Here is a 25,724-nt window from a genome sequence, read left to right as displayed (position 1 = left end):
ATGAAAAAGAACATACTGACATTACTGCTATCGGCAGCACTAGCCCTGCCGGGATTCTCTCAAACCGAAATACCCAAAGCACAGCGCCTGAAATGGTGGCAGGATGCAAAAATGGGCCTTTTCATACACTGGGGACCGGTTTCGCGCATTGGGAAGGAGATCAGCTGGTCGCGGGAGGGATACGGCAAGGCTAAATACGACTCGCTTTACCGCGATTTCAATCCTACCCGTTTCAATGCCAAGGAATGGGTGGCTCTCGCGAAAGCTTCGGGCATGAAATACATGGTACTCACCGCGAAGCATCACGACGGCTTCTCGCTTTTTGACACTAAAACCAATAACTACAATATCATGCACACGCCATTCGGCCGCAATGTGTGCAAAGAGCTCGCCCAGGCCGCGCACGAGGCCAATATGCCCATCGGCTGGTACTTTTCCGTGGCCGACTGGAAAGATCCCGATTGTCGCAACCCGCAAACCAACGACGTTTTCGCCGCGCGTGTGCTCGAACAGGTGCGCGAACTCCTGAGCAATTACGGGAAAATCAGCCTGCTCTGGATCGATTACGAAGGCTGGCCGACGCCGGTGGAACCCAAAAAAGTGTACGACCTCGCACGTAAGCTCCAACCGGAGATCATTATCAACAACCGCCTCGAACCATTCACCCCCGACGAGTCACACGCCTACGTGGGCCAGTACGCCGATTACGCGACGCCCGAGGGTTTTGTAGCCGGCTATGGCAAAGTGCCCTGGGAAACCTGCACCAACATGGGCCATCAATGGGCATGGCGGTTCGGCGACACACCGCGCAGTTTGAAAGAATCGGTGCATACATTGCTGCGATGCGTGGGCGGAAACGGCAACCTGCTCTTCAATATCGGCCCCGACAGCACAGGCGTGTTCCCTCCCGATTTTGCCGCAAGAGCGCGCGAAATGGGCGACTGGATAGCGAAAAACCAGACAGCCATCTACAATACCAAAGGCGGTGTCTTCACCCCGGCTCCCGATTACGTGAGTTCCTATCGCGGCAAACAGGTATTCGTGCACTTGCTGAATGCGGATAAGACGACGCTCGCATTGCCGGCCATTCCAGCCAAAGTGTTAGGCGCGAAGTTGCTGGACGGCACACCGGTTCAGTTTACCCAAACCAACCAGAGCATTAACCTCACTTATTCTTCCGGAAAGATCGACCCGGTTGCCACCATCGCCGTGCTGACGCTCGACAAAGACGCCTCGACCATCGCACCAACCGTACCGTTGCCTGCCACCGGCTCTCTCGCTTACGCCCGTAAGGCCACAGCTTCCAGCTCGGTAGGCCAGTTCTACCACGATCCGGCAGCCGCATTTGACGACAATCCCAAAACGGCCTGGAAGATCGGGCGCCGGAAAGACGTCGATTTCTCGAAATATTATGGCAAAAACCTGCATTACCAGTCGCCCGAAATCATGGCATTGTACGAACCGGCGGGCTGGCTGGAAGTGGACCTGGGAAAGCCCGAGACCGTGGGCCGCATTAAGCTCGGCGAGTCCCGATACGGGCAATCGGAAATCAGGAAGTTTGAGGTGTTGTATTTAAAAGGAAACGAATGGGTGCCGCTGGCACAGGACACCAAAATGGGTGATTGGGACAAGACTATCGCTCCTGTAAAAGCGCAGAAATTCAGGCTGGCCATTCAAGATTACCACGGCTATTTTGGAGTAAACGAGTTTCAGTTGTTCCCTCCTGCTCTCTAACCGGAACATCCGGTAATGAATGCAAAAAGCACACGTCACTGAATGAGACGTGTGCTTTGATATCCTGGTCCGAAATCGTCAGGCCAGGATTTTTTGCAGGTTTTTATAACAAGTTTCCACCGTTTCGATGCCCGGTGCGAGGTCGTATTCCACGAAGAAATGTTTCAACCCGGCAATTTGCGCGGATTCGAAAATGCGCTTGAACTCGACTACGCCGGTTCCGACGGCGGTAATGGTAGACAAATCGGCCTTGATATCTTTCACGTGCCAAAGCGGGAAGCGGCCCGGGTGTTCCTTGAACAGCGCGACCGGATCTTTTTTGGCTTTGGTAGCCCAGGCCAGGTCAAGCTCCATTTTCACAAGGTCCTTGTCGGTTTGTGACAGAACCAGTTCGTAAGGCGTTTTGCCGCCATCCACGGGATCGAATTCGGTGGCGTGGTTATGGTAGGCGAATTGAAGGCCCGCTTTTTTTGCAGCTTCCCCGGTTTTCTGGAACACTTCAATGGAACTCTTAATTTCGTCGGTCGTGCCCACGGGCGTGCTGGCGCATACGAGGTAGCTCAGGCCCGCCGAGGCCGCGTCGTCCACCAGCTCCTGGTAGTTGTCCCGGAGATTTTTCATCGGCGGAATGGTAATGGGCTTGCCATCGGAGCCGGTGGGCAACTTGCGTCCCGGAGGCATTTTGAACGGTGCGCCCAGCGCGTGGTGCGCTCGCCAGGTCATACCTAGGCTTTCCACCAATGCCTTGAACTCCTTCGGCTCGTAGCCATAATACTTACCCCGCGTGCTGAATGCGGATTCGATCTCCTTGTACCCGATTTTGGCGATTTGCTCCAATGTACCTTTCGGATCGGTGTTCATTTTTTCAAAAACGGTGAAAAGCTGGATACCGGCCGGCTTTTCGGCGAGTGTGATACCTGCCTGGCGGGCAGCTTCTACAAGCGACGGCATCAGCAACGTACCGGCGGCCAATGCGCCTGCTCGGCTGAGGAAGTTTCTTCTGTTTATGCTATTGCTCATTGTTTCAATGTTTTTATAATTAATTTTTAAACTTGATTCTGGAGAAAGACATCAACGGCTCGATAGGTTTGGCCTCTGCGTTTCTGAACACGAAATAGACATCCTGCTTACCGGTAGTAGGTTGCAGGCCGATGTGCACCGGCGGCTGGGCGAAGCGGTTACGCGGCGCTGCGGCAGGCGCTTTTGGGGCGGCAACACCTGCCGTCGAAGAGCCGCCAGCGGCCGGGGTCGCTTCTTTTTTAGCGCCATTTTCCAGTTCGGCCATCATTTTGGTCATATCCACGGGCTTGGCAACAGTGAGTTTTTGCTGGCCGATCAACGTGCCGGTCGGTGAGCCGAGACGGATTTCGATGGTGCCTCCCACACTGCCTTCGCGTTGCTGGGCGGCGGCATTCAGTTCGAGGGTGTCGATACCGGTAAGGTCGATGGACGGGAATGCGATATAGCTGTTTTCAAACGCGACTACGGCAAACCCTTGCCCTGCTACGCCCAATGCTTTGGTCTCTACCCCTTTGGTAACCGGTGCTTCGGCTGCATTGAGCTCAGGACTGCGAAGGACAATCATTTCCTCGGTCGTTTGGGCCGGTACCGATTTGGCAGTCCCCACAGGACGATCGGTATAAGCAGCGCGGATGATCACCGAACCTTTGCCATTATCCGTTTTCGGGATCTGCGGAGTATATTTCCCTTCCAAAGGCAATGTCGACAGCGTCTTTTCCGTACTGTTCAAAATGTATTTAACGATCACCTCTACATCGGCTACGGGCAGCGCCGGGTGCGCCGCCATCGCCACTTCGCCCCACACACCTGAACCTCCTTCACGGACTTTCTTCACGAGCTTGTCCAACGCGCCGGGATCGGCCTTGTACTTGTTGGAAATGTCCGCAAATGACGGCCCTACCGATTTCGTATTCGGCTGGTGACAGACTTTACAATCGCTTTTGCTCATCAACGCCTGGGCTACGGCAAATTGCGTAGTCGCATCCACGCTGCGCTGGCTCTGTGCTACTTCGGCATAGTCGAAACCCTCCGCGGTGTAGTCGATGCTTACAGCCACGTGATCAGCCTTGATTTTACCGTCGGCGGTACTGCCGTCCTCCTTGTCCGAAATACCTACCGCGTAACCCACCGGCTTGTTCGGGAAGAAAAAGGTACTGTTACCATCCAGCTTGATCGCCACTTTCGGCGGCTCGTTACCCGCGATAATGCGTACCGACTGGCTGTTGCTGGCACCTTTGGAGTCGGTCACCGTGAGGGTAGCCGTGTAAACACCTGCCTTATCGAATTTCACCTTCGGATTTTCAGTATTAAAAACCTTCGGTGCTACGCCCGGACCGGATACTTTCCAGCTGTATTTCAATGCGTCGTTATCGAAATCCTTCGTGCCTTTGGAAGACAAAACCGTTTCAAACGGCACAGTACCGCCCTTTTTCTCCACCGACGCTGCCACTACGGGTTTGCGGTTGCCGCCGTTGTATTCGATACGTACCAGCCGCGAGTTGTCGCTTTTGCGGAACCAGTTGCTGCCGTATTCGAGGATATACAAATCACCGTCCGGCCCGAATTTGATATCGATCGGCTGCACCGGGTGATAGCTCGGCAATACGCGTTCCATTGATTCATAGTCGCCCTGCGCATTCATTGTGATCGCCATGATCCAGCCCCGGGAGAAATCGGCGGCGATCCATTTGTTCTCATAATAGGCCGGCCAGGGTCTTTTTGGTGCTTTGAAATCGGAACGGTGGTAAACGGGACCGCCGGTCGCGCTGCGCGAGCCTGAGCCCACGAGCGGGAACTTCTCGGAAACGCCGTATGGATAGTAAATGAAGCTCGGTGCGGTTGGGAACAGCTCTTTCAAGCCGGTATTGTTCGGCGAAGTGTTCACGAGGTTTTTAGGGTCCTTTTTCTCGCCTGGTTTATTATTGGCATAATCAAAAACCGGAAAGGCCTGATCGTTCCCCACAAACCACGGCCAACCGAAGTTACCCGGCTTGCGCGCCTGGTTCAGCTCGTCGTAACCCCTCGGCCCGATCTCGGAATCCTCGTTCGCATCGGGGCCTACTTCGCCCCAGTAAATGTAGCCGGTCTTGCTATCCACCGAAATGCGCCAAGGGTTGCGGTGGCCCATCGAATAAATCTCAGGGCGCGTTTTGGCGGTGCCTTTCGGGTAAAGATTACCTTCCGGAATGGTGTAGGAACCATCCGGTTCGGGATGAATACGAAGGATTTTACCTCTCAAATCATTGGTATTACCCGCATGTCCCTGGTCATCCCAGCTTTCGCGACCGGGGCGTTCGTCGGTTTGGGCGGCTTTATCGTTACCGGTGTTATTGCCGACGGTCAGGAAGAGGTTACCATTTTTATCCCAGGTCATACCGCCGCCGGTGTGGCAGCATACTTCGCGCTGGGTAGTCACTTCGAGGACTACCTTTTTAGAGCTTTCCACCAGTTGATCATCCACCAGATCCCAGCGTGCGAGAATGTGCTTTTTCTCGGTCGGGTGGGCATAGTAGAGGTAAATCCAGTGATTTTTAGCAAAGTTCGGGTCGAGGGTAATGCCCATTAACCCCTCCTCCGCCTCGCGCGAGACGCCTTCCTTGCTCACGTACTTGGTGTTCACCGGAATAGTCGTGATCAGCTCGGTGGTTTTCGTCGACGGATTATACTTCTTCAAAGTGCCTTTCCGCTCGATGATGTAAGAGCTCCCGTCGGGCAATACTTCAAATGCCATCGGTTCATCGAGGTTGTCGGCCAGGACTACGGGTGTAAAACGACTTTCGTCAGGCTTGGTAACAGTGTCCTGCATCGTAAATGCAGCGAGGGCAGCAACCGTGATCAGCTTGGCTGACCAGCGGACCGTAGAGATGAGGCTTTTGCGCGGGATAGGTTTAAGCATAGATATTGTACATCAAAGTGAACCATTTAATATATGACTTTCATTGAATGCGCATCAAAAGCGGAAAGCAGGGGATTCCTCCCCCACCCTCCTTTCATCCATCAGTATTAAAACTCGTAAGACAACGAGAGCCAGAAACTCCTCGGGAGAATCGTGCGTCCCGGCATCATTGTCCCTTTTTCCACGGCGGCGAAGTTGCGGAACTGGTCTCCGCGCACGTCACCTTCCGTCAGAACTCTTGCATTGAGCAGGTTATCCACCCAGAAACGGGCATTGATCGCCTTGGTAAAATTGTATCCTGCGCCCCCTTTCATGAGCACATAGGCTGGTAGCTTGTAGCTGTCGCTCGGAGACGTAAAGCGCGATCCGATGTAGTTTCCAGCCAGATAAATATTGAACTTCTTGTAATCGTAAGTCGCCGACAATTCGGTATTGAAAACCGGCACACGTTCGGTGCGCTTGCCTGTAAAGCTGTAAGTGGTATCGCCCAGGATGGCCACAATCGCCGAGTTGGTGTTGGTATTCGCGGTATAATCGGTGTATTTCGAATCCTGCAAGGTACCTGTCCAGCGGAGGCTCAGCGCCTTTGTCAGCTTATATGACGCTTCGAATTCAGCACTGTAAGTACGGGTTGAGCCGAATGCGACAAGTACCTGGTTACCCGAGGAAATGGTCGGCACGGTAATGGACAACGACACATTCTTGATCGCGGAATAGCTGGCAGAAGCAAACAGTGAAAAGTCGTTTTTGGCATATTTCACCCCCACTTCACCCAGGTACACAGGACGTTTCTTGATCTTCGCGGGATCGTACGCGGTAGCGTTGTAATCCGCGATCGTAGGCGCATTATAAGCACGGGTAGCACGTGCGAAGAGGGCCGCTTCGTTGTTGATTTTATAGTTCAGGCCCGCCGTAGCTGCCCAGTTGGTGATCGTTTCGGAGTAATCGGTGTAACCGGCGATCGTCAGGCCGGCTCCTTTGGTATAATCCGGTGTGCCGTCCGCTTTGAATGCGTAGAACGGACGTTTCCCGTCCACATTCTGGTTATCGATGCGTGCACCGAGGTCGAGGCGCCATTGGGGATTCAAAGTGATCTCGTCCGATGCGTAGGCAGACAACGTACGCGTATCGCCTATGACCGTAGTCAGGTTGGTAGCCGTAATTTTCGCAGCCGTGGGCGAGGCCAGCAATCTTTTGGGCTTTTCTTTAAACTCCTGCTGATAAGAAAAGTTGTAATTAGGCCCATCGTTGCGGTTGAACTGGTGGATACCTACACCAAAGCCTACATTATGGTTGCTCATCGACTTTTTAAAATCCAGATAATCCACAATCTGCACATCCTTACCCTGCTGGCCGATGCCGGTCACATTCACAATGCGGTCCCCCGCTTTCAAACCGGCCTCTGAGCCATCCAGGTAGTAGTAAGGTGTCGATCCGTTGTAGGTTATAATGCTGGCCGGAATACCCGCTGTCACGGTCCGGTTGGTATGCTGGTAGCGGAAGTTGTTGTTCACCTCCCAACCGTTGTCAAGCAGGTAGTTGAACTGGAAACCGCCAGAGCCCTGCCTGGTGTGAATGCCGTCGGCGAAATCGTAGTTACGCTTCACGCCGTTGGCATCGGTATAGCTGAATTTGGTATCGACCGTCGCCAGCGACTGGGTGACCATATCAAAATTGTCGGTTTTGGCAGGTTTGCCACTTCCGTCGTACGGATAGAAACTGGTCAGCATCCATTGCACCTTGTCGTTCAGGTACTTTCCATAGACTCGCACGAAACCTTTCTGGTTTTTGAAATTGAAAGTCATATTGCCCTTCAACTGACCGCCCTGGTTGGCTGTATAACCCGGAGGCACAATGCCTTTGTCGGTGCGGTAAAAGCCGCCGATGTTGTAGCGGATGTGGTCGTTTACCTTGCCGCCGACGTTACCGTCGAGGCGGTAGAGGCCTTGTGAAAGACCGGTCGTTGCTTTGAACTTGCCATAAGTCTTATCCGCGCCGGTATAGCTCAGGTTGTTGATCACCGCGCCCGGCGTATTGGCCATCACGATCGACGCATTGCCGCCGCGCACGGCTTCGATGTTCTTAATGGTCAAATCGGTTTTATAATACTGGTCCACGGAAGGAATGGAATTGAAACCCGTGGGCAAAACCGGCAGACCATCTTCCATGATCCCTAGAAAAATGTAGCCGCCCTGCTGCGGGAAACCGCGTACCCACACGTTGCCGGGCCCGTCGCCTCCGGTACTTTCCACTGTCAGGCCTGGAATGGCTTTCAGGAGGTCGGTACTGTTCAACGGCGCGCGGGTTTGAATGTCCTTATTATTGATCGTGGTGATCGCCACACTGCTTTCGATCTTCTTCTTCGGGTTACCGCCCGTCACGACGATTTCCTGCAATTGCAGAATGTCGTCCTTCATTTCGATATTCAGCTGGACATCCTGGCCGGCCACCTGTATTTCCTTTTTGATAGCTGTAAAACCGATGCTCGTCACATTCAACGTATAACTACCATCGGGAATGTCGGTAAAGCTGTAAGTTCCGTTAATGTCCGTCACGACGCCGAGGTTGTTGTAGCTGAGTATCAACGTTACGCCGCTGAGCGTCTCGCCCGAGACGTCGGTGATCTTCCCCGAAATGGTGTATCCAGTCGCCCGGCTCCGGATGCCCGTGGTGGGGCCGCCCGCTGATTTATCCGAACGGCTGATGATGATCAGGTTGTCGGTCACGCGGTAATGCAGCCCGAGGGGTTTCAAGGTTTCATCCAATACTTTATATAATGGCTTCTGGGCCGCCTTCACGCTCACTTTCCGATCGCTGCCGATCATTTTGGCACTGTATACAAATTTCCCGTTCACCTGCTTTTCCAGGTTGCCCAACACGTTTTCGATTCCCTGCTCTTGAATATCCACGGTTACTTTTTGGGACAAAAGCGCCTGCGCCTGGCCATCCGTCGCTTTGGCCGTACCAAGCGCCCACAATCCCACAAGTAAAAACTGGCACAGCGATATCCGCATGACTTTGAAAATAAATTGAAACTTAAAAGCTTCTTTCATACATTTGACTGTTTTATTGAGGTTAGATTTTGATAAAACAATCCCCGTTATCCTTCTTTGGACGGATAGTATTTGCGGTCGAAAACAAATATGGGGATTCATGAGGGTCGGGCATGTTGGTAGCATTGTCCGACTCTTTTTTTGTACTCACTTTCTTCTATATACGCATCGGCATCCGGGTTTTGAATGGTTGAAAAAGGGTTTCTAGCTTTTACAGCCTTTACTATAAATGACGATCTTCCCGTCGACCACTTCATACCGCGCCTCGATCACCTCGCAGAGAATGCTCAGTTTGCTGAACATCGGCTGGCCGGCCAGCGATGCCGTTACGGGGCATCCCTTCATGACGTCACGGTCGAAAATGATGTCGATCTGGTAAGCCTCCTCGATGTCGGTAAGCACGGACGAAGCTGGTGCATTTACAAATTCAAAGGTTTTAGGATGGTCCGAAGGCACGATTTCCGGGTTATCGCTCAGCGTTCGGCGCATTTCGCTGCTGGCATGCTCAAAGATCAGCTTCTGATTGGGCGTCAACACCATGCCGTTGGGCGTTTGGGACTGCACATTCCTGCGTGCCGCAAATTCTTTTTGCTTGAACACCGACACTTTCCCTTCGCGCACCTCCACCAGCGTCTTGTCCGAAGCATCCCTGGCCCGCACAAAGAAGCTGGTACCGAGCACTTTGGTCACCAGGTCCGTCGTATGCACGAGGAACGGCCTTTTAGGATCCTTGGCTACCTGAAAATACGCGTCGCCCGACAAATAGACCGTACGCTGATCGGCCGGAAATGTTTCAGCGAAGCTCAATCTGGACTGTGGGTACAACACCACCTGCGTGCCGTCCGTCAGTTTGATCACCTGCTGCTTCCCGGAAGTATTTACCCGCTCGACCAGCTCTTTACCCGATACAAGCCCGTTATAACCATTATTGGAACGATAATACTGCCATCCGACCCATCCCAACCCAATCACCACCACTGCACAAGCCGCCACTTTCACCCAAATATCCGCATACCAGGGCCTGCCCGAAGGCATCTTCCGCACAACACCTGACCTATTGACAATACCTGACTCTCCAACAACATCCGGCCCATTAACAACACCTGACTCATTGGCAATACCTGACCCACTAACAACACCGGACTCCCTGACAATACCTGACCCTCTAACAATACCTGACCCATTAATTCCTTCCACAGAATGCCGCTGCTTCTCAATCCGAACGCGTTCCAAAAGCCCCTGAATTTCGAGGTCGATTTCTACCTCGTCGATATCGGTGCGGTAGTGCCGGTAAACACTGTCGAGCAATTTGCGGGCACCTTGAATGTCATCCGCCTGGGCGGGGTTCTCATCGAGATATTGCTGCCAGAATACCGCATCTGCGGCTCCCCGATGCCGCACCCAGCCCTGAAAACGGGCATCGAGGACGAAATCTTCAAGCGTGTATTCCTGGTACTGATCCATGTTATAATTGTTTTCTAACTATACATAGGCAGCGGACGTGTTGGAATAATCAAAATATTTCAAATTTTTTTAAAAGAGTTGAATGCACGAAGGCCGACCTTCGTGCTTACTATTCGCAGGCCTCTGGCCGATTGGTATCGCCAAAACGACATTGCGTTAGGGACCGGCCGGAGGCCTGCGAATAGTGCATGCAAAGCGGGAGCTTTGCACCAGCGTGCGCTTACAAACGATCTTTCAATTCCTGGATGGTACGATAAAGCAAATTGGCAACGGCCGGCCGGGAGATCCCCATCACTTGTGCGATGGCCTCATTATCCATATTTTCGAAGAAGCGAAGGTAGATCACCTCCTGCTGGCGGCGGGTAAGGAGGTTGATTTGCTGGTTGAGGGTTTTGAGCATCGCCTCGTTGGTCTCGATTTCGATGATATGCTCTTCAATGGAGGCGTCACCACTAACTTCGGCGGAAAAATCGAGTTCCTCACCCTCGCTGATCCATTGCTGGCGCTGGCTTTCCCGGTAAATTTTCCGGCGGAGTGATTTGAGCAGGTAAAACTTGACGAACGCCGTATCCCCGATCGTTTCGCGTTTGGCCCAGAGCTCCATGAAAAGGTCCTGAATACAGTCTTTGACAAACTCCCTGTCACGCGAAAACTTTGCTCCGTAGCTAAAAAGGCTTTTGTAGTAATGCCGGGCAATCCGCCCGAAAGCCTCATCATCCCCCGCGCGAAACGACTTCCACAAGTCGGCGTCATCAGCATTGTTGTCGGGATGGGATTGCATTCAGGAGAGGTACGTCAGTTCTATCGGGACTGCAATCCTACACCTTTTTATATAATTAAACAATTTTTATTTTGGGTGAAAGGAGGAAAGGGGGATGGGAGTTTTGTCAAGTATAATCAGGTATTGTCAGATGTGATGCTCGTACGATCCCTTTCCTCCATCCTCCCCTTCCTCCTATCCTCCCTTTAATCCCTACTCAAATACGGTGGCAGAATGGGGCGTATCGTCGGGTTGTCGAGCAGGCTTCGCAGACGGATGGAGTCCGGATACGGTATTTCGAACTGCGGCTGGACCAGCACCGACGGGTCGCCGGTTTTAAGGTACTTGCGCACGTTTGCCTCCTGCTTCATCGACAGGTCATAGGTCTGGTGTACAGCGAGCATATCGCGCTTGCGGCGTGTGATGTGGCCCATGATAAATACGACGAAAAAAACTGCCCCGAGCCACGCTACACGCTTGTTTTTAAACGTAATCTCGATAAAACGCGCCGCGAACCAGGCATTCCCGATCAGTCCGGGAGTGAATAGCTCGGAGTGGCGCGAGGATACGCCCCCCATCTCCTGTCCGCGCCCGTACGCGATGGCGACCGTCTGCGCAAGCGACCACATTACGCACCCGGCCATGAACAGGTCTGCGCGGGAGAGCGTCCGGTTCCGTAAAAGCCAGGGAACCATCGCCAGGCCGGGTATCCATAAAACGATCGCAGCAGGCCAGCTCTTGGACACAGGCCAGGCTAATATGAAGCGCAATGCTTTTCGCATATCCGAGAGATTGCGGGCGCGGTAAACGTGGTTTGCCTCGATCTGCGGCATAATGGAATATCCTAACACCGCCAGGCCTACCAGCACAACCACCAGCCCCACATGTTTCCCATTGATTTCCCGTTTTTGAAAGGCCTGCAATGCATACACGCCCGCAGCGGCGAGGGGCGTGAAGATACCTGATGCCATAGTAAGCACGCTCAGCCACGACAGCGCGAGCACACCGGCCATCGCCAGGAGGCTGTCCGGGTATTGCGCGGCCAGAATAATCGCAAAAAGCGTGAAAATGATCAGGAAATAAAACTGGCTCTGGAAGCCTACCAGCACGTTTTCAAATGCAAACGGAAGCGCAAATTGAGCGATGATAGCGATCAATACCAGCCAGCGGGGACCGTACAAGGCTTTTTGGCGCATTAAAAACAGCAGGAAAGTGAGCGGAATGAAGGCCGCCACCAGGATATTCACCCGCGCCTCGATAAGGTTGTCCCAAACACCTGTGATATTAAAAATCAACAGCGACAGCAACCGCGTCGGCAAAATGCGGTGCTCGTTATGCGGGTCCCAGAGATAGTCGATATGCAAGCGGCCTTCGATCCACGGCCTCAGGAGATGATCCCCTTCCGCATCCCACTGATCCCAGAAGGGCAGCGGGATGGCGTAGGTTTCGACAAGGTACAGACGCGCTGCCGCGATGAGCAGCAGGGTCGCAAGCAAGGCAAGGATGTTTCTTGTAGACATAAAATGTTTCAGGGATTGTCTGCGCTACCGGAAATTCCGTGCCAGCCAGTCGCTTATCTGCTAATAGTTATCTTCCGGGCAGCCGATGTACCATCCACATTCCGGATTTGAATAATGTAAGTTCCCGGCACCAATTTGCCCACCGAAATGCCCTCACCGTCGATTTGGGCGGTTTCGTGCACAAGCTGGCCGGCAGTAGTACGGATTTCCACAGCCGCAATTTGGTTGGAACCGGTTGTCTTGATAAAAATTTTCTCAGTTACCGGGTTCGGAAATGCCACAAGTCCTGCCCCATTATCCCTCAACAAGTTACGGATGCTACTGTACGCAAAAGTGCCGTCCTGATCGACCATTTTTAACCGGTAATAAATGTTCCCGGCCGCCAGCTGACTGTCCCAATGTGTGTAGTGGAGCACTGCATTGCTTTCCTTCGCCGCCTCTCGCGTCCCGATCGTCGTCCAATCCTTCGCGTTCAGGCTTTTTTGTATTTCAAAATGGGAAGTGTTGGTTTCCACGGAAGTAGTCCATTGCAGGAATGCCTGGTTTTCGACTTTGGAAACTTTGAATGAGGCCAGAGTAACGGGCAGCGCCGGACCTTGTTGGAAAATGTAAACGGTTCCGGGACTAAATACATCGAGTTCTCCGGCTTCCCGCGCGAGGCCAAAAGCGCCCACAAAAAGGGTGGTGCCGCTTAATGCCACGGATTTCCCGAAGTTATCACCTCCGACGCGTAAAGAAGGCGATAACCTTTGGACGGGTATCCACTGGCCGCCATTGGCAACATCCCTTTTGAAAAGGTACACCCCTCCGGCCCCAGATACGAAATTTTGGCCCTGACCATCTAAATCTTCATAACTGCTACCCACCGCGGCGAAGTCGCCGCTAATCTTTACACTGTTTCCAAACCATGAATCGGCAGTTCTCGTCGTGGCAGTGAGCTTGCGTACCTGACCCCAGGCATCTGTGCCTCCCTCGTCTTTCGAAAAGATATAGGCTGCCCCGGCGTCGCCTAGGTAGTTTAATTCGTCCTGGTCTTCATCTTCAAACGGCGCGCCGACGATGATGTTATTCCCCGAAATATCCACATCAGCTCCAAACCAATCCTGTTCCGCACGCACAGTCGGCGCGATCTTCTTCACTTGTCCCCAGGTACCGACTCCGCCCTGGTCTTTTCGATAAATATATGCGGCCCCTGTATAAGACAATGGTACTAATTCGGATGCATCCTGCCGCTCGCCGGGTGCCCCCACAACGAACAAATCACCTTCGATGGCTACCGAAACACCGAAGCTATCGCCCAATTCCCTGAGTGCCGGAGCAATTTTCCTGACCAAACCCCAATTATCTGCACCGCCTGAGTTCTTTTCGTAGATGTATGCGGCACCTGCATTATCGACAAAATTTGCGTCGTTCACATCGAAATCGTCGTTACGAGCTCCAACTACCACGAAATCTCCGCTGATGTCCACCGCTTCTCCGAAACTGTCACCGGGATTAATGGTGCGCGTCTGAATGCTCTTCACCAATCCCCAGGCGCCTGCACCTCCCTGGGCACGCTTAAAAATGTGCGCAAGACCCACGTATTGACCCTCGACTGCCATCGCACCTGTTTCGCCTACCACTACGTAATCACCGCTGATTGCCGCCGAAGCACCGAACCTCGCGTAGGCATTACGCACCGGGGCTGTGAGTTTTGCAGCGGGCTTCCACTCACCAGCTTCTTTGATGAGTACATAAACACTTCCTGCCATCGGCTTATAATCGCCGCCGGAAGCGTCGTAAGCATCGTTGGGAGCGCTTACGACCGCGTAGTTACCCGAGATACTAACACTTTGACCGTAATCCATGCTCGGGATGGCCGCAGAATTACCATTAGGATATTTCGCCAGCAGTTTCTGGACCTGGCTCCAATCCTGGGCCCTGGACAACGTTGGAACAGCAAAAAAAATCGCGTAGGCGAGTATGCCTGAGCGCAGAGAAAGTAAAAATTCAGTCATATAACAAAACCGGATAGAGTTGGATGAGTAGTATGGCCAAAAATAGGTTGTAACTATTACATTACAAAAAGGCCATACAACAGAAAGGGGGTTGGCTCGATGAACCAACCCGCCGTTTTTTCGTCATATAACTGGACTACATTTTGTTAACTACCGTAACAATGCTGCGGCCTTTTACTAAAAACTTACCAGCTGAGCCGCTCACCTTCACGGGGGCCAGATCGCTTTGAGCGGAAGTCTCGTAAGCCTTCGCCCCGCCCGGTTGCAGTCCCGATCCGAGGGCCAGCTGGACTTCCCTCTCCTCGTTATCGCTGTTTACGATCACGGTTACCAGTTCATTATTGGTATTTAAATAGGAAGAAACCAGTAAACCATCGGTACCCAGACTGCTGGAAGCCTCCACGCGCCTCGCGCCTGGACGTACAAAACGGCTGAAATTACCCAATGCCCACAGCATTTTGGAGGACTGGTACTGGCCGTCGGCTTTGTTTTTATCAATGTAAACCAATCCATCCTTGTAATCGTAGGGCGAAACGGAAAGCCACCAGTGCCAGGCCGTTGCATTCGCATTGACGAGGTCGTTATGGATTACTCTGGCAATATATAGCCCCGAGGTAATGCTCAAATCCCGGCCTTCGCCCTTGATTTCACCCTCGTTGTCGCCCAATATGCAGTATTCAGACTGCCAGTATTCCAGCCCCGGCACCGTCGCCACTGCATTTGCAAGCTGCTTGCGCTTTTCGACGGCCGCTCTGTATGGGGAAGTGGTGAAATAGCTATGCGCCGAAATCGCCGGGACTACATTAGGCAGGTTACCAATGTAATCGGCACTGCTTTTGTCAAAAAAGGCGGAAATCTGGCTTGCGCGTCCCGGACGGTTATGCTCCGAATAGAGGTACTCGATTTGTCCGGCTTCTGCGATATTGATTTGGGTCGGGAGGTCTTTTTTCAAAAGTGCCGCGCTCAGGGACCGCGTGATGGCTGCTACCTGGTTATTGAAATAGGGCGTTCCTTCCTGGCCTCCGTCGCTCCAATCCCACTGCGGCTCGTTCGCCGGGCTCACATACCGGAATGTGATACCCGTTTTCTTGCGGACACCATCGACTACGTCGGCCAGATATCCCGCGAACTTATCGAACTGCTGAGAAGCAAGGTTCGGCTGGCCGTTGGTAGCGTAACCCTTCCCATTGGTGGTGAACTGCACCGGCGGCGTGTTCGGGAAAAGCAGAAATTCCTTGACGCCGCGCTCTTTGGCTGCATTCAGAAACCACATTTGCCCGGCTTGCTTGTTCCAATCGTAGCCGCCGTCTGCGGCAAAAAAAGACTCGGCACGGCGCCATTCGTCACGGATACCACTGGCTTCTCCCTGCTCAGCCGTTCCTCCGCCGGCATTAAACCGCCAGAGCGACAACCCGATGCCCTTCAAATGGCCATCTGCGAGGGTATCAGTACTGAAAAGCAGGTCGGCAATACCGTTTTTCTTCGCGAGCGGCCAGTTGCCGGCAAACTGGCATGCCCAGGCGTCGGAGCCCCCGAAATTTCGGATCGTCTGGTACTTTTTTGATGGGTCAATACGGATCGTTACGGCTGGCGCCGGGCCGCCGGACGCCGGGCCGCCGGACGCCGGGCCGCCGGCATCAGCAACAGGATCGCCGCCATTGCAGCCAATGGACGCAGCCATAAGGATTCCAAGGAACAACGTTCCCAGGTGTTGAGAATTTAGCATGAAATGGTCTGTCAGGGAATGGATAGAAAAAGAACTCCCGGCGACGGAGGCACCGGGAGTGAAGATTGCATTAGTAGCCAGGGTTTTGTTCGAGCTGGTTGTTCGAAGCCTGGATTTCGGTCCGCGGGATCGGCAGCCAGTATTGTTTGTCGGCAAATGCGCGGCCCGTCAGCGCTTCCTTCCGGGTATAGGTAAACGTGTTGCCGCTCTTGCCTACTTCCACGCCGTAAGCAGGTTTGTTTTCGACAGTGCCGGCGATTTTCCAGCGGCGCACATCATAGAAACGGTGCTCCTCGAATGCCAGCTCGATGCGGCGTTCGTTGCGGATACGCTCACGCATCTGCGCCTGTGTGAGGCCCGCAGGTAATGCAGGCATCCCTACGCCTGTACGCTGGCGGATCGCGTTCACAGCCGCGTACACGCTCGCATCCGGGCCGGAAGCTTCGTTTTGCGCTTCTGCGTAGTTCAGCAATATCTCTGCGTACCGGAAGTAAATCCACGTTTGCGTGCCAGCCACATCCCATGGATTATCGATAGGCAGGTTATCATTCATGAATTTTCTCAGGTAATAACCGGTCTTCGAAGTATTCCAGTTGGAAGGGCCGTCTTTGCTGTCCTTGCCGCCCGGCGTGAATGTTTCCACCGTGCTGCCGCGGTAGGGCGCGCCGTTGTACAGAATGGTAGCATAGAAACGCGGGTCGCGGTTTTTATACGGATTTTTCGCATCATAGCTGGTATTGGCGTCGGTAATACGCGTACCATCCATCATTTCGTAGTCGTCCACGAGGTTTTGCGTCGGCACGTTGCCACCCCATGCATTGTAACCGTTCGGGCCATTCGAGATTTCAAGACACACGTGGCGTGCGCCTACCGCGTACAAGCGGCCGAAGATGATCTCCTGGTTGTCCGTAGTCGTGAAAAGATTGCCGTAACCGCCGGTATAGAGGCTGTATTTGTTCAAATCCATCACCGCTTTTGCTGCTGCGGCCGCCTGTTGCCAGGTGCCTGCATTGTAAAGCGGGCTGGCGGCGTATAATGCCAGGCGGGCCTTCAACGCCAATGCGGCGCCTTTGGTAGCGCGGCCCAGCTTCCAGGTACTATTGTCGTTTGATACAGGCAGCAATGCAGCTGCTTCGTCCAGCTGTCCGATCGCATAATCCAGGCCAGCTTTGATCTCCGCCCGCTGGAAGAGCTCGGGGCCTGTGAGGTTGTCGCTCACTTCATAAACTTTATCACCCAGCAGAACCACTTTGCCGTAGTTACGGATCAGGTCATGGTAGCGGAACGCGCGGATAAACTGCAATTCACCCTTCAACCGGTTGCGGCGACCGGCGCTCATCGGCACGGCGTCGATATTCGCCAGGGCGTAGTTAATCTCGCGGATGCTGCGGTAGCTGCGGCCCCAGAATGTACCCGCGATGCCGGTGTTCTCCGGCGCGATCTGGCCCCGCTGGATCAGCCAGGTATTATCATCGTTGTTGTAGATAGATTCATCGGTAACCGACGACCACATGGCGTATTCAAAACCGCGGCCGAAGCCTGGCAATGTCCCTTCCGCTTCCTTGTCGGTCAGGCGAACGCCCATGTAGCGGTTGGTAACGTACGCTTCAAAAAGTACGGAGTCGGAGAGAATGGAGGCGTCGGACACACGGTCGGTGGGCACGACGTCCAGGAAATTCTGGTCGCACGCAGACAGCGAAAGCATCATCGCCGCGGCCAGGGCTGGTAATGTGAAGCTCTTTATTTTCATGTTAAGCATGATTTCCATTAAAATTTGATGTTGAGGCCCAGGTTCAGGATTCGCTGCTGCGGATAGAACTGGCCGCTTGGATTGTTACCTTCCGGATCGTAATCCTTCACGCCGGTGATCGTAAACAGGTTGAATGCGCTTGCATACACGCGCAGCGACGAAATTTTCAGCCTCGTCAATGCGGCCTTAGGCAGTGTATAGCCCAGTTCCACGTTTTTCAGACGGACAAACGACGAATTATTCAACCAGAAATTATTGGCATACAAACCGCCATTGATCGACGAAGAAGCACGGGTGTCGACACGAGGGTATGAACCATCGGGATTGCTCGGGCTCCAACGGTTGTCGGCCCAGCTGCTGTAAAAGTTTCCTACCTGCCCCGATTCAGGCAACACATACTGGCTCACCATGCCCTGACCGGAGAATACCACCGCCAGGTCGAATGCATCGTAACCTGCATTGAAAGTCAAACCATACGTCAGCAAAGGCACATTTCCGTATTTGCTGCGCACCTGGTCGTCGGCCGTGATCTTCCCGTCCTTGTTGTAATCTTCGAGGATCAGGTCGCCCGGCTGCGCGCCTTGTACGTGCGGGTACGCATCGAGATCCGCCTGCGAGCGGAAAATTCCAAGGGTATTGTACAGCAACTCAGTATAAAGCGGTCCGCCTGTCTGCCGCTGGTAATCCAACGCGCCCGGTGCTTCGTCGATGAAGATCACCTTGCTTTTGGCGTAGGTAATGTTTCCTGAAATGTTGTAGCGGAACTTGCGGTTGTGGTTGTAACCCAATGTCGCTTCCACTCCGGTATTATTCACTTTTCCAAGGTTCTCGTCCGGTACCAGCGGCGTATTGTCTTTGGTTTTGTATGGGTTTACGATACCCGAAGTATTTGGAATAGAAGCATTTCTCGCCGCAAGGATGTCCGATCTCTTCTGGTTGAAATAGATCACCTCGATGTTGAAGTTTTTCAGGAACACTGCATTCAAACCAATATCCAGTTTCTTGGAAGTTTCCCAGGTGATGTTCGGGTTGGCAAGCTTCGTAAGGTCGATACCTGGCGATATCACATTGTTGCCCAGCACATACTGATTCACGAACGAATAGTTGTTGTAGAACTGAAACTGGCCCACGTTATCGTTACCCAGTGTTCCGTAAGAAGCGCGGAATTTCAGGTCGTCGATGAAGTTGACGCTGTTTTTAAACCAATCCTCTTCCGAAATGCGGTAACCCGCCGAAACCGAAGGGAAGAAACCATACTGCTTGCCTTTCGGGAAAACCGACGAGCCATCCACACGCGCCTGCACTTCGGCGAGGTACTTCTCATTAAAGTTGTATGCCAAACGCCCGATGTAGCTGCGACGGGTGAAGTTAAAGCTGCTACCTGAGTTGTTTTTGTCGGTTGCAGCCGCGCCACCCTGCGAGAGCTCCGGCGTGGAAGAAGTCGGGAAGTTGATCCGCGTTGCACCGAATTTGGCCTCGTTACGCTTGTTCTGCTCGAAGGCCACAAATGCATTGATATTGTGTTTGCCAAACGTTTTGAGGTAGTTCAAGCGCAAGTTCTGCGTGATGTTGGTGATGTTAAGCTGCGATTGGTCGATTGACGCCGCACCTGCCGAACCACCGGTAACAACACCTGTGTAAGCGCCGGTTGTCTTATTGTAATTATAAAGCGTGTAAGGAATGCTGAACGATTTCGAAAAGTTGAACGACTTGTCCACCGAATAAAAACCATCCACCGAAAGACCGTCCACAAATGGCAGGTTGTAGCTCGCGCGCAGGATACCGTTGAAAATTGAAGTGGGGTTGCTTACGGTACCACCCATGTTGGTTCCCAGTACCACAGGGTTCTGGTTCTCGACGCCGGTCGAATAGTAGCCGTTCGGATATTGCGCAATCACCGTAGGGTAAGCACGGTAAATCGAACGGAAGGTATTTCCTGCCGACGAAATCGGGAATGCACGGTTTTCCTGACGACCGGAGAGCCCGAGGCTAACTTTGAAATCCTTGGTCACATTGGCGTCAATGTTCGAGCGGAAATTATACTGTTTGTACTTCGTCGCACCGTTTTTGTATAAACCATCCTGGTAAATCGTGCCCAGCGACACGTAGTACTTTACGTTGTCTGTACCGCCATTGATTGCCAGATTATGCTGGTTTTGCAACGCGAAGTTTTTGAGCGCTTCCTTCTGCCAGTCGGTATTCGGGTAGTTCAATGGGTCGGAACCGTTGCGGAATTTCTCGATTTCCTCCGCCGTATAATGCTGGTTCATCCCGCCCGACGGATTGTTATAGTAATCGATTTCGTTCATGATCGTCGCATACGTAGGCGCATCCGCGAGCTTGGGAAGTCGTGTAGCCGACGAAAAACCCTGGTTGAAGCTGTAAGAAATGACCGGCTTGCCCGTTGTACCGCGTTTGGTGGTGACGAGGATTACCCCGTTGGCCGCACGGCTTCCGTAAACCGCTGCCGAAGCATCTTTCAGGATCGAAATGCTCTCGATATCGTTCGGATCGAGGCGATCGAGCCCTCCTACCTGGCCGGGAATACCGTCCACGACAATGAGTACGTCGTTATTACCTGTTGTCGCAAAACCGCGTACGGTGTAGCTCGAACCATCGTAACCCGGCTCACCGCCGCGGTTGTTGGCTACGAAGCCCGAAAACCGGCCTGCCAGGGAGTTCGAAAGGTTGGGTTGCGGGCTTTTCACAATGTCCGCTCCTTTCACTTCCGAAACAGAGCCCGTCAATGTGGCCTTTTTCTGCGTACCATAACCTACGACCACGATCTCGTCCAGGGTTTTATCGTTGGGAGCGAGCTTTACGTCCAGTTGGGAGCGGTTGCCTACCACGATTTCCTGGTTCAGATAACCGATGTAGGTAAACACGAGCGTACCGTTGCCATCCGGCAGGTTCAGCGAATACTTACCGTCCACGTCGGTAGTAGTACCGGTAGAAGTACCTTTCAGGATCACACTTGCGCCGGGCAGGCCTTCGCCTGTTTCGGAAGTTACCGTTCCTTTCACGTTAAAAGTGCCTTGTGCAAACGCTGAAAGGGAGGTTAAGGCGAAGAGCAGCAAAAAACACGCGGTGCACAAACTCGCCCGGAGGGCGTTGCCAATGGCAGGCAGACCGGTACCTTTTTGCGGGGTTGCTCCGAGAATTGGCCGGATCGGCCAGTTGACGGTGTAAAGGGCCACCCGGAGGGTTGTCCGAACATCATCACCTCTGTAAAAAGTTTTTTTCATACAGCTGTAAAAGTTGAATAATTGATGCCGATCAGTTCACTGAAGCAGCAGGCCGCTGATCTTGGTTTAGTCACAAACCGGGGCGACCGCCCGCCGCTTTTATAAATTGATCAATCAAAAGTAGGACTATTTCAACCTGGCCATAGGGGGACATTTTCGCATTAAACAGGGGGTGAATTCACAAAAAATGCCCGTTTCTGTTGGAATCAGGCATGAAAAGCTGGGGATACTCCAATAAACGTCGGGCTTACACAGCCTTTTTCCGGAAAAGGTCCTTGTCAATCGTGCTGCGCTCGTGGAACGGCTTTCTGAATTTTTTCACATAATCCGAAGGCTTCATTCCAAACAGTTTCTGGAAATGCTCACGGAAATAGCGGATGTCGTTGATGCCGACGCTGAATGCCGTTTCGCTGATCGTGATATCAGTCGTGATGAGCAGCTGGGCGGCCTTACGGAGGCGTATGAACCTCACAAAACTAGTCGCCGACTGCCCTGAAATCGACTTAATGCGGTTATAGAGGGTAGAATGGCTCATCCCGATTTCCGCTGCAAGCACTTTAACATTGAAACCTGGGTCGGTGATGTGGTTCTCCACAATGCGGATACACTCGGTCAGGAACTCCTTATACTCGACTGAAATCTTGAAATCGCTCGTCTGCAGGGTGATTTCATTGTAAAAATACCTCTGGAGATCGTTGCGGTTACGGAGGATCGACGCCACTCTTGCCACCAGAATGTCCTTATCGAACGGCTTGCTGATGTAATCATCGGCCCCGCCCTCAATGCCTTTCAGGCGCACGTCCTGCGAGGTGCTGGCCGTCAACAGGATCACCGGAATGTGGCTCAATGCCATATCGAGCTTCATTTGCCGGCACAGTTCGATACCCGAAGTACCTCCCATCATCACATCGCTGATCACAATATCGGGCAAATGTTTCCGTACGAGTTCCAGCCCCTCCTCCCCGCTCCCGGCGTCGAACATTTTGTACTTTCCCGAGAAAATGGAAGCCAGGTACTGCCTGATTTCCGGGTCGTCGTCGACAATCAGCATTGTGTGACTTTCGGTCGAAGGCTCCTTCATATCCAGCAACTCGCTTTGCCAATCGGGCAGCGCAGGTGCTTTCACCGGCATTACCCCATCCGAAAGCTCTTCAAGCAATACCGAACCCGGTATTTCGCTTCCGCGGGCATGGGAAACAAGGTCGGGATGTGCCTTCCAAAGTAAAACGTGAAACGTAGTCCCACGGTCGAGCTCCGATTCATACCGCAGCTGCCCGAAGTGGTTCTCCACGAATGTTTTAGCCAGGTACAATCCAATTCCAAAACCACCCTTGGCCGTAAAACGGCGGTCGGCATATTGGTGAAAAACCTTGAAAATATCCTCGCCTGCATCCGCCGGAATCCCCGGCCCGGTATCGCTCACCGTAATTTCAACCTGATCGCCAAGGTCGAACACCTTTACGTGGACTGTTCCCCGCTCGGGGGTGAATTTCAATGCATTGGAAATGAGGTTAAAAATAGCTATTTCAGTTTTCTCCCAATCACAAAGCACTTCCAGTTCGGTTTCGGGCAGTGTCAGCTCGTAATGAATGTGTTTTTGCTCGGCCTGGTGCAGGAAGCATTGGAATACCTCGGTAACCAGTTGCGGAAAGTGATGCGCGGCGGGTTTGAGCTGGTCGGTCTGCTGGTCGGCTTTGCGGAAAAGCAGCAGCTGGTCGACGAGGCTGAGCAGGCGTTTGGCATTGCGATAAATGATGTGCATGTTGGCGGTGGTCGCCGACGAGACGTCGGCAGATGGCGACACCGACGAGACGTCGGCGCCAACGGCGCTTTGCATCATCTCCCGTATAGGATTGATAATCAATGTAAGCGGCGTACGGAACTCATGTGAAACGTTCGTAAAAAACGACAATTTCTTCTCGTTCAGCTCCATTTGCTGACGCGTCTCCATGTGCGCGAGCTGCACTTCATACTTCATCTTCTCCTGGCCCAGCTTGTATTGCTGGTAATAGTACAACACGACCCCGATCGCCAGGATGTAGAGGAAATAGGCCCACCAGCTCTGGTACCAGGGCGGCATGACACGGATCGGCAGCGAAGCAAAGTCTTCAAACCAGATGCCGTCCTGGTTGGCCACCTTCACCTTAAATTCATAATTCCCCGACGGCAGGTAACGGTAGGTTGCCGAGCGCTCGTTTTCCACGTAGTTCCAGTCCTTGTCCAGGCCTTCCAGCATGTAGGCGTAGCGCGTGAGCTCCGGGTAAGCGTAGTTCAATGCCGTATAGTCTATTGAAAAAACAGGTTGGTCGGGTTTGATCGAAAACCTACGCTGTTTGCCCAGGTATTCAAATAGCGAGATCGCCTCATTTTCCTTGTCTTTTCCGAATATCCTGATCCCGCTGATCATTACCTTCGGCTGGTAGCGCGATGCCCGCACCTGTTTCGGATCGAAGAGGTTCCAGCCCTCCGTACCGCCGAAGCTCATGAAACCGCTCTTGGTATTCAATAACGCAGAACCCGGATTGAATTGACCGCCTTGCAGGCCGTGGCTGGTATCGAAATTCTCGATCGAACCTGCCTTTAAGTCGATCCTCGACAATCCCTTGTTGGTACTCACCCATACTTTGTCCTGGCTCTCCGGCTGGATCGCATTGATCACATTGCTCGCCAAACCGCGTTTTTCATCGAAAAGACGGACTTTTTTCGCCCGCGTATCGAACAATAGCAGCCCATTCCCTTCCGACCCGATCCAAAGCCGGTCGAGACCATCCATATATAACGAGAAAACAATGCGATTCGACAAATAAGGCTCCTTACCCGCCGCATTGAACCACGCGGCAAACTCCATCGTACGGGTATTGAGGTAATTGAGCCCGCCTCCGTAAGTACCAATCCAGAGGTTCCCGTATTGATCCTCCGTAATGGCCCGGACATCGTTCGCATTGATCGAACTGTTGGACGGAATGAAATTGCGGAATTTCCCGGTCCGCTCGTTGAGCAAGCTCAGCCCTCCCCCGTTCGTCCCGACCCAGATATTCCGGCGTCGATCCTGGTAAATCACCCGCACATCGTTTTTACCCAGCGAATGCGGGTCCGACGGATCTGCTGCATAACGCTTGAAGCTGTCTGTGGCGGGATCGTAGCGGACCAGCCCTTTGGAATAGGTACCAAACCACAACCGGTCCTGCCTGTCGCGGTGCGCGGCGATGACGGCCCCGTCGGGCAACTGGCCGGGCTGGCCGGAAGCGGCGTAATGCTTGATTACTTCACCCGATGCAGTCGTTTTGTAAATACCGTCGCCATCCGTACCGATCCACAGGATACCGTCTTTGTCGGCACACATTCCATAGTACCGTAAATAGCTTTCGGCTCGGGAATCAATGGTTTTTTGTTCAAACTTCCTGAATTTCTCGGGTATGGCGCTGATCAGGTACGTCCCCTCGCCATACGTGCCGAGCCACACGTTGCGGTCCTTATCAATATAAAGCGATTGCACCGAGCGCTGCGTAATGCCCTTATTATCCTTGTCACGCACTTGCTCGAAAACCAGTGCATCCGGCGCTCGCACCGCCATCTGCGACAATGCGAGGCGGTAGACCCCGCCATCCTGCACACCGATCAACAGGTTCTGCTGGCGATCTTCGATCAGTGAAAGGTAGATATCGCTGTGATGAAACGTATTGATATGCAAATCATAAAAGCGGTTTTCAGCTCTTTTGAACAAGATCAGCCCCCGGGAAGACGCGATCCACACATTCCGCAAATGGTCTTCATAAATGGCATTGATCCGCGACGCCGGCACATTATCCGTGTCCACCCCGGCCTTCACCAATTTGCCGGAAGGATTGTATTTCCACACTTCGATCCCACTATCGCGCGAGCCGAGCCAGAGCATTCCCTGCGAATCCTCGAACACATTCAGGATGGAATTCGTGAAAAGTCCGGGCAGTGTTTGCTGGCTATGATGTATAAACTGATGAGTTTTAGTATTGAATGAAGCAAACCCGGAGCCATTCAAGGCAAGCCAGAGACGGTCGCCATGCCCTTGACTGATGTCGCTCACATCGTTTCCGACGCCACTTTTGTTTTGAAATGGCTTGTACCGGTTGAAACGCTGGCGGGCGGGCACAAACTCGGCGATCCCGTCGCGGGAGGAAACCCAAATCGTACCGTTTTTATCCCGAATGATGGATTTGACATAATTACCCGGCAAGCTATGCGGGTCGTTGCGGTCGTATTTGAAGTTTCTGAATGCAGTACCATCAAACCGGCTCACGCCGTCGCCTGTTGCGAACCACATCAGGCCGTCGTTGTCCTGCGCAATGCTGTTCACCACGCCAAACGACAAGCCTTCCCGAATCGAGTAACGAAGCACCCGCCCGGCGGCGTTGTCCACAGCATGCCCTGCCAGAGCTGCGCAGCACAGGCAAAGTGCTATTGAATTTGAAAATATGCGTTTCATCACCCGCATAACCCGCTTTTCTGACATATTTCCGAACGAAGTGGTTCTTACCCGCCCCGTTTTTTACAGGCGGAACTTCAAATATAACAGAATCGGC

At 53.0% G+C, this 25,724-nt stretch carries 12 protein-coding genes; 1 reads left to right on the top strand and 11 read right to left on the bottom strand.

Annotated elements, in window-relative coordinates:
* Positions 1 to 1,734, top strand: a complete 1,734-nt coding sequence (locus AC2YIT_RS05905) for an alpha-L-fucosidase (protein ID WP_487278562.1) — start codon at positions 1 to 3, stop codon at positions 1,732 to 1,734.
* Positions 1,735 to 1,812: 78 nt separating this feature from the next.
* Here the strand turns inward: AC2YIT_RS05905 and AC2YIT_RS05900 are convergent, their stop codons facing one another.
* The 11 genes from AC2YIT_RS05900 to AC2YIT_RS05850 all read right to left on the bottom strand — a co-directional run bounded on the left by AC2YIT_RS05900 (position 1,813) and on the right by AC2YIT_RS05850 (position 25,627).
* Positions 1,813 to 2,754: a sugar phosphate isomerase/epimerase family protein gene (locus AC2YIT_RS05900; protein WP_487278561.1), complete on the bottom strand. Its 942-nt coding sequence runs from the start codon at positions 2,752 to 2,754 to the stop codon at positions 1,813 to 1,815.
* 19 nt (positions 2,755 to 2,773) lie between these two features.
* Positions 2,774 to 5,650 (bottom strand): PQQ-dependent sugar dehydrogenase, encoded by a 2,877-nt coding sequence (locus tag AC2YIT_RS05895; RefSeq protein ID WP_487278560.1) that lies wholly within the window; start codon positions 5,648 to 5,650, stop codon positions 2,774 to 2,776.
* Between the two features lie 107 nt (positions 5,651 to 5,757).
* Positions 5,758 to 8,703: a TonB-dependent receptor domain-containing protein gene (locus AC2YIT_RS05890; RefSeq protein ID WP_487278559.1), complete on the bottom strand. Its 2,946-nt coding sequence runs from the start codon at positions 8,701 to 8,703 to the stop codon at positions 5,758 to 5,760.
* A gap of 204 nt (positions 8,704 to 8,907) precedes the next feature.
* Entirely contained in the window at positions 8,908 to 10,167 is a 1,260-nt protein-coding gene (locus tag AC2YIT_RS05885; RefSeq protein ID WP_430847338.1) for a FecR family protein, read from the bottom strand.
* A 220-nt stretch (positions 10,168 to 10,387) separates the two neighbouring features.
* The gene (locus AC2YIT_RS05880) at positions 10,388 to 10,948 is read right to left on the bottom strand and encodes an RNA polymerase sigma factor (protein WP_430847336.1); all 561 of its coding nucleotides are present in this window, start codon (positions 10,946 to 10,948) and stop codon (positions 10,388 to 10,390) included.
* 185 nt (positions 10,949 to 11,133) lie between these two features.
* Positions 11,134 to 12,447 (bottom strand): hypothetical protein, encoded by a 1,314-nt coding sequence (locus tag AC2YIT_RS05875; protein WP_430847334.1) that lies wholly within the window; start codon positions 12,445 to 12,447, stop codon positions 11,134 to 11,136.
* 53 nt (positions 12,448 to 12,500) lie between these two features.
* A complete protein-coding gene (locus tag AC2YIT_RS05870; protein WP_487278558.1) occupies positions 12,501 to 14,444 on the bottom strand; it encodes a T9SS type A sorting domain-containing protein in 1,944 nt (647 codons plus the stop codon).
* 136 nt (positions 14,445 to 14,580) lie between these two features.
* Positions 14,581 to 16,170: a glycoside hydrolase family 30 protein gene (locus AC2YIT_RS05865; RefSeq protein ID WP_487278557.1), complete on the bottom strand. Its 1,590-nt coding sequence runs from the start codon at positions 16,168 to 16,170 to the stop codon at positions 14,581 to 14,583.
* A gap of 70 nt (positions 16,171 to 16,240) precedes the next feature.
* Positions 16,241 to 17,920: a RagB/SusD family nutrient uptake outer membrane protein gene (locus tag AC2YIT_RS05860; RefSeq protein ID WP_487278556.1), complete on the bottom strand. Its 1,680-nt coding sequence runs from the start codon at positions 17,918 to 17,920 to the stop codon at positions 16,241 to 16,243.
* A 17-nt stretch (positions 17,921 to 17,937) separates the two neighbouring features.
* The gene (locus AC2YIT_RS05855; RefSeq protein ID WP_487278555.1) at positions 17,938 to 21,165 is read right to left on the bottom strand and encodes a SusC/RagA family TonB-linked outer membrane protein; all 3,228 of its coding nucleotides are present in this window, start codon (positions 21,163 to 21,165) and stop codon (positions 17,938 to 17,940) included.
* A 247-nt stretch (positions 21,166 to 21,412) separates the two neighbouring features.
* Positions 21,413 to 25,627, bottom strand: a complete 4,215-nt coding sequence (locus AC2YIT_RS05850; RefSeq protein ID WP_487278554.1) for a two-component regulator propeller domain-containing protein — start codon at positions 25,625 to 25,627, stop codon at positions 21,413 to 21,415.
* Positions 25,628 to 25,724: the final 97 nt, after the last annotated feature.

It is taken from the genome of Dyadobacter sp. SRI_021 (assembly GCF_057586235.1).
The sequence above is the reverse complement of the archived record's forward strand: the minus strand, read 5'-3'. Positions and strand labels throughout refer to the sequence as shown.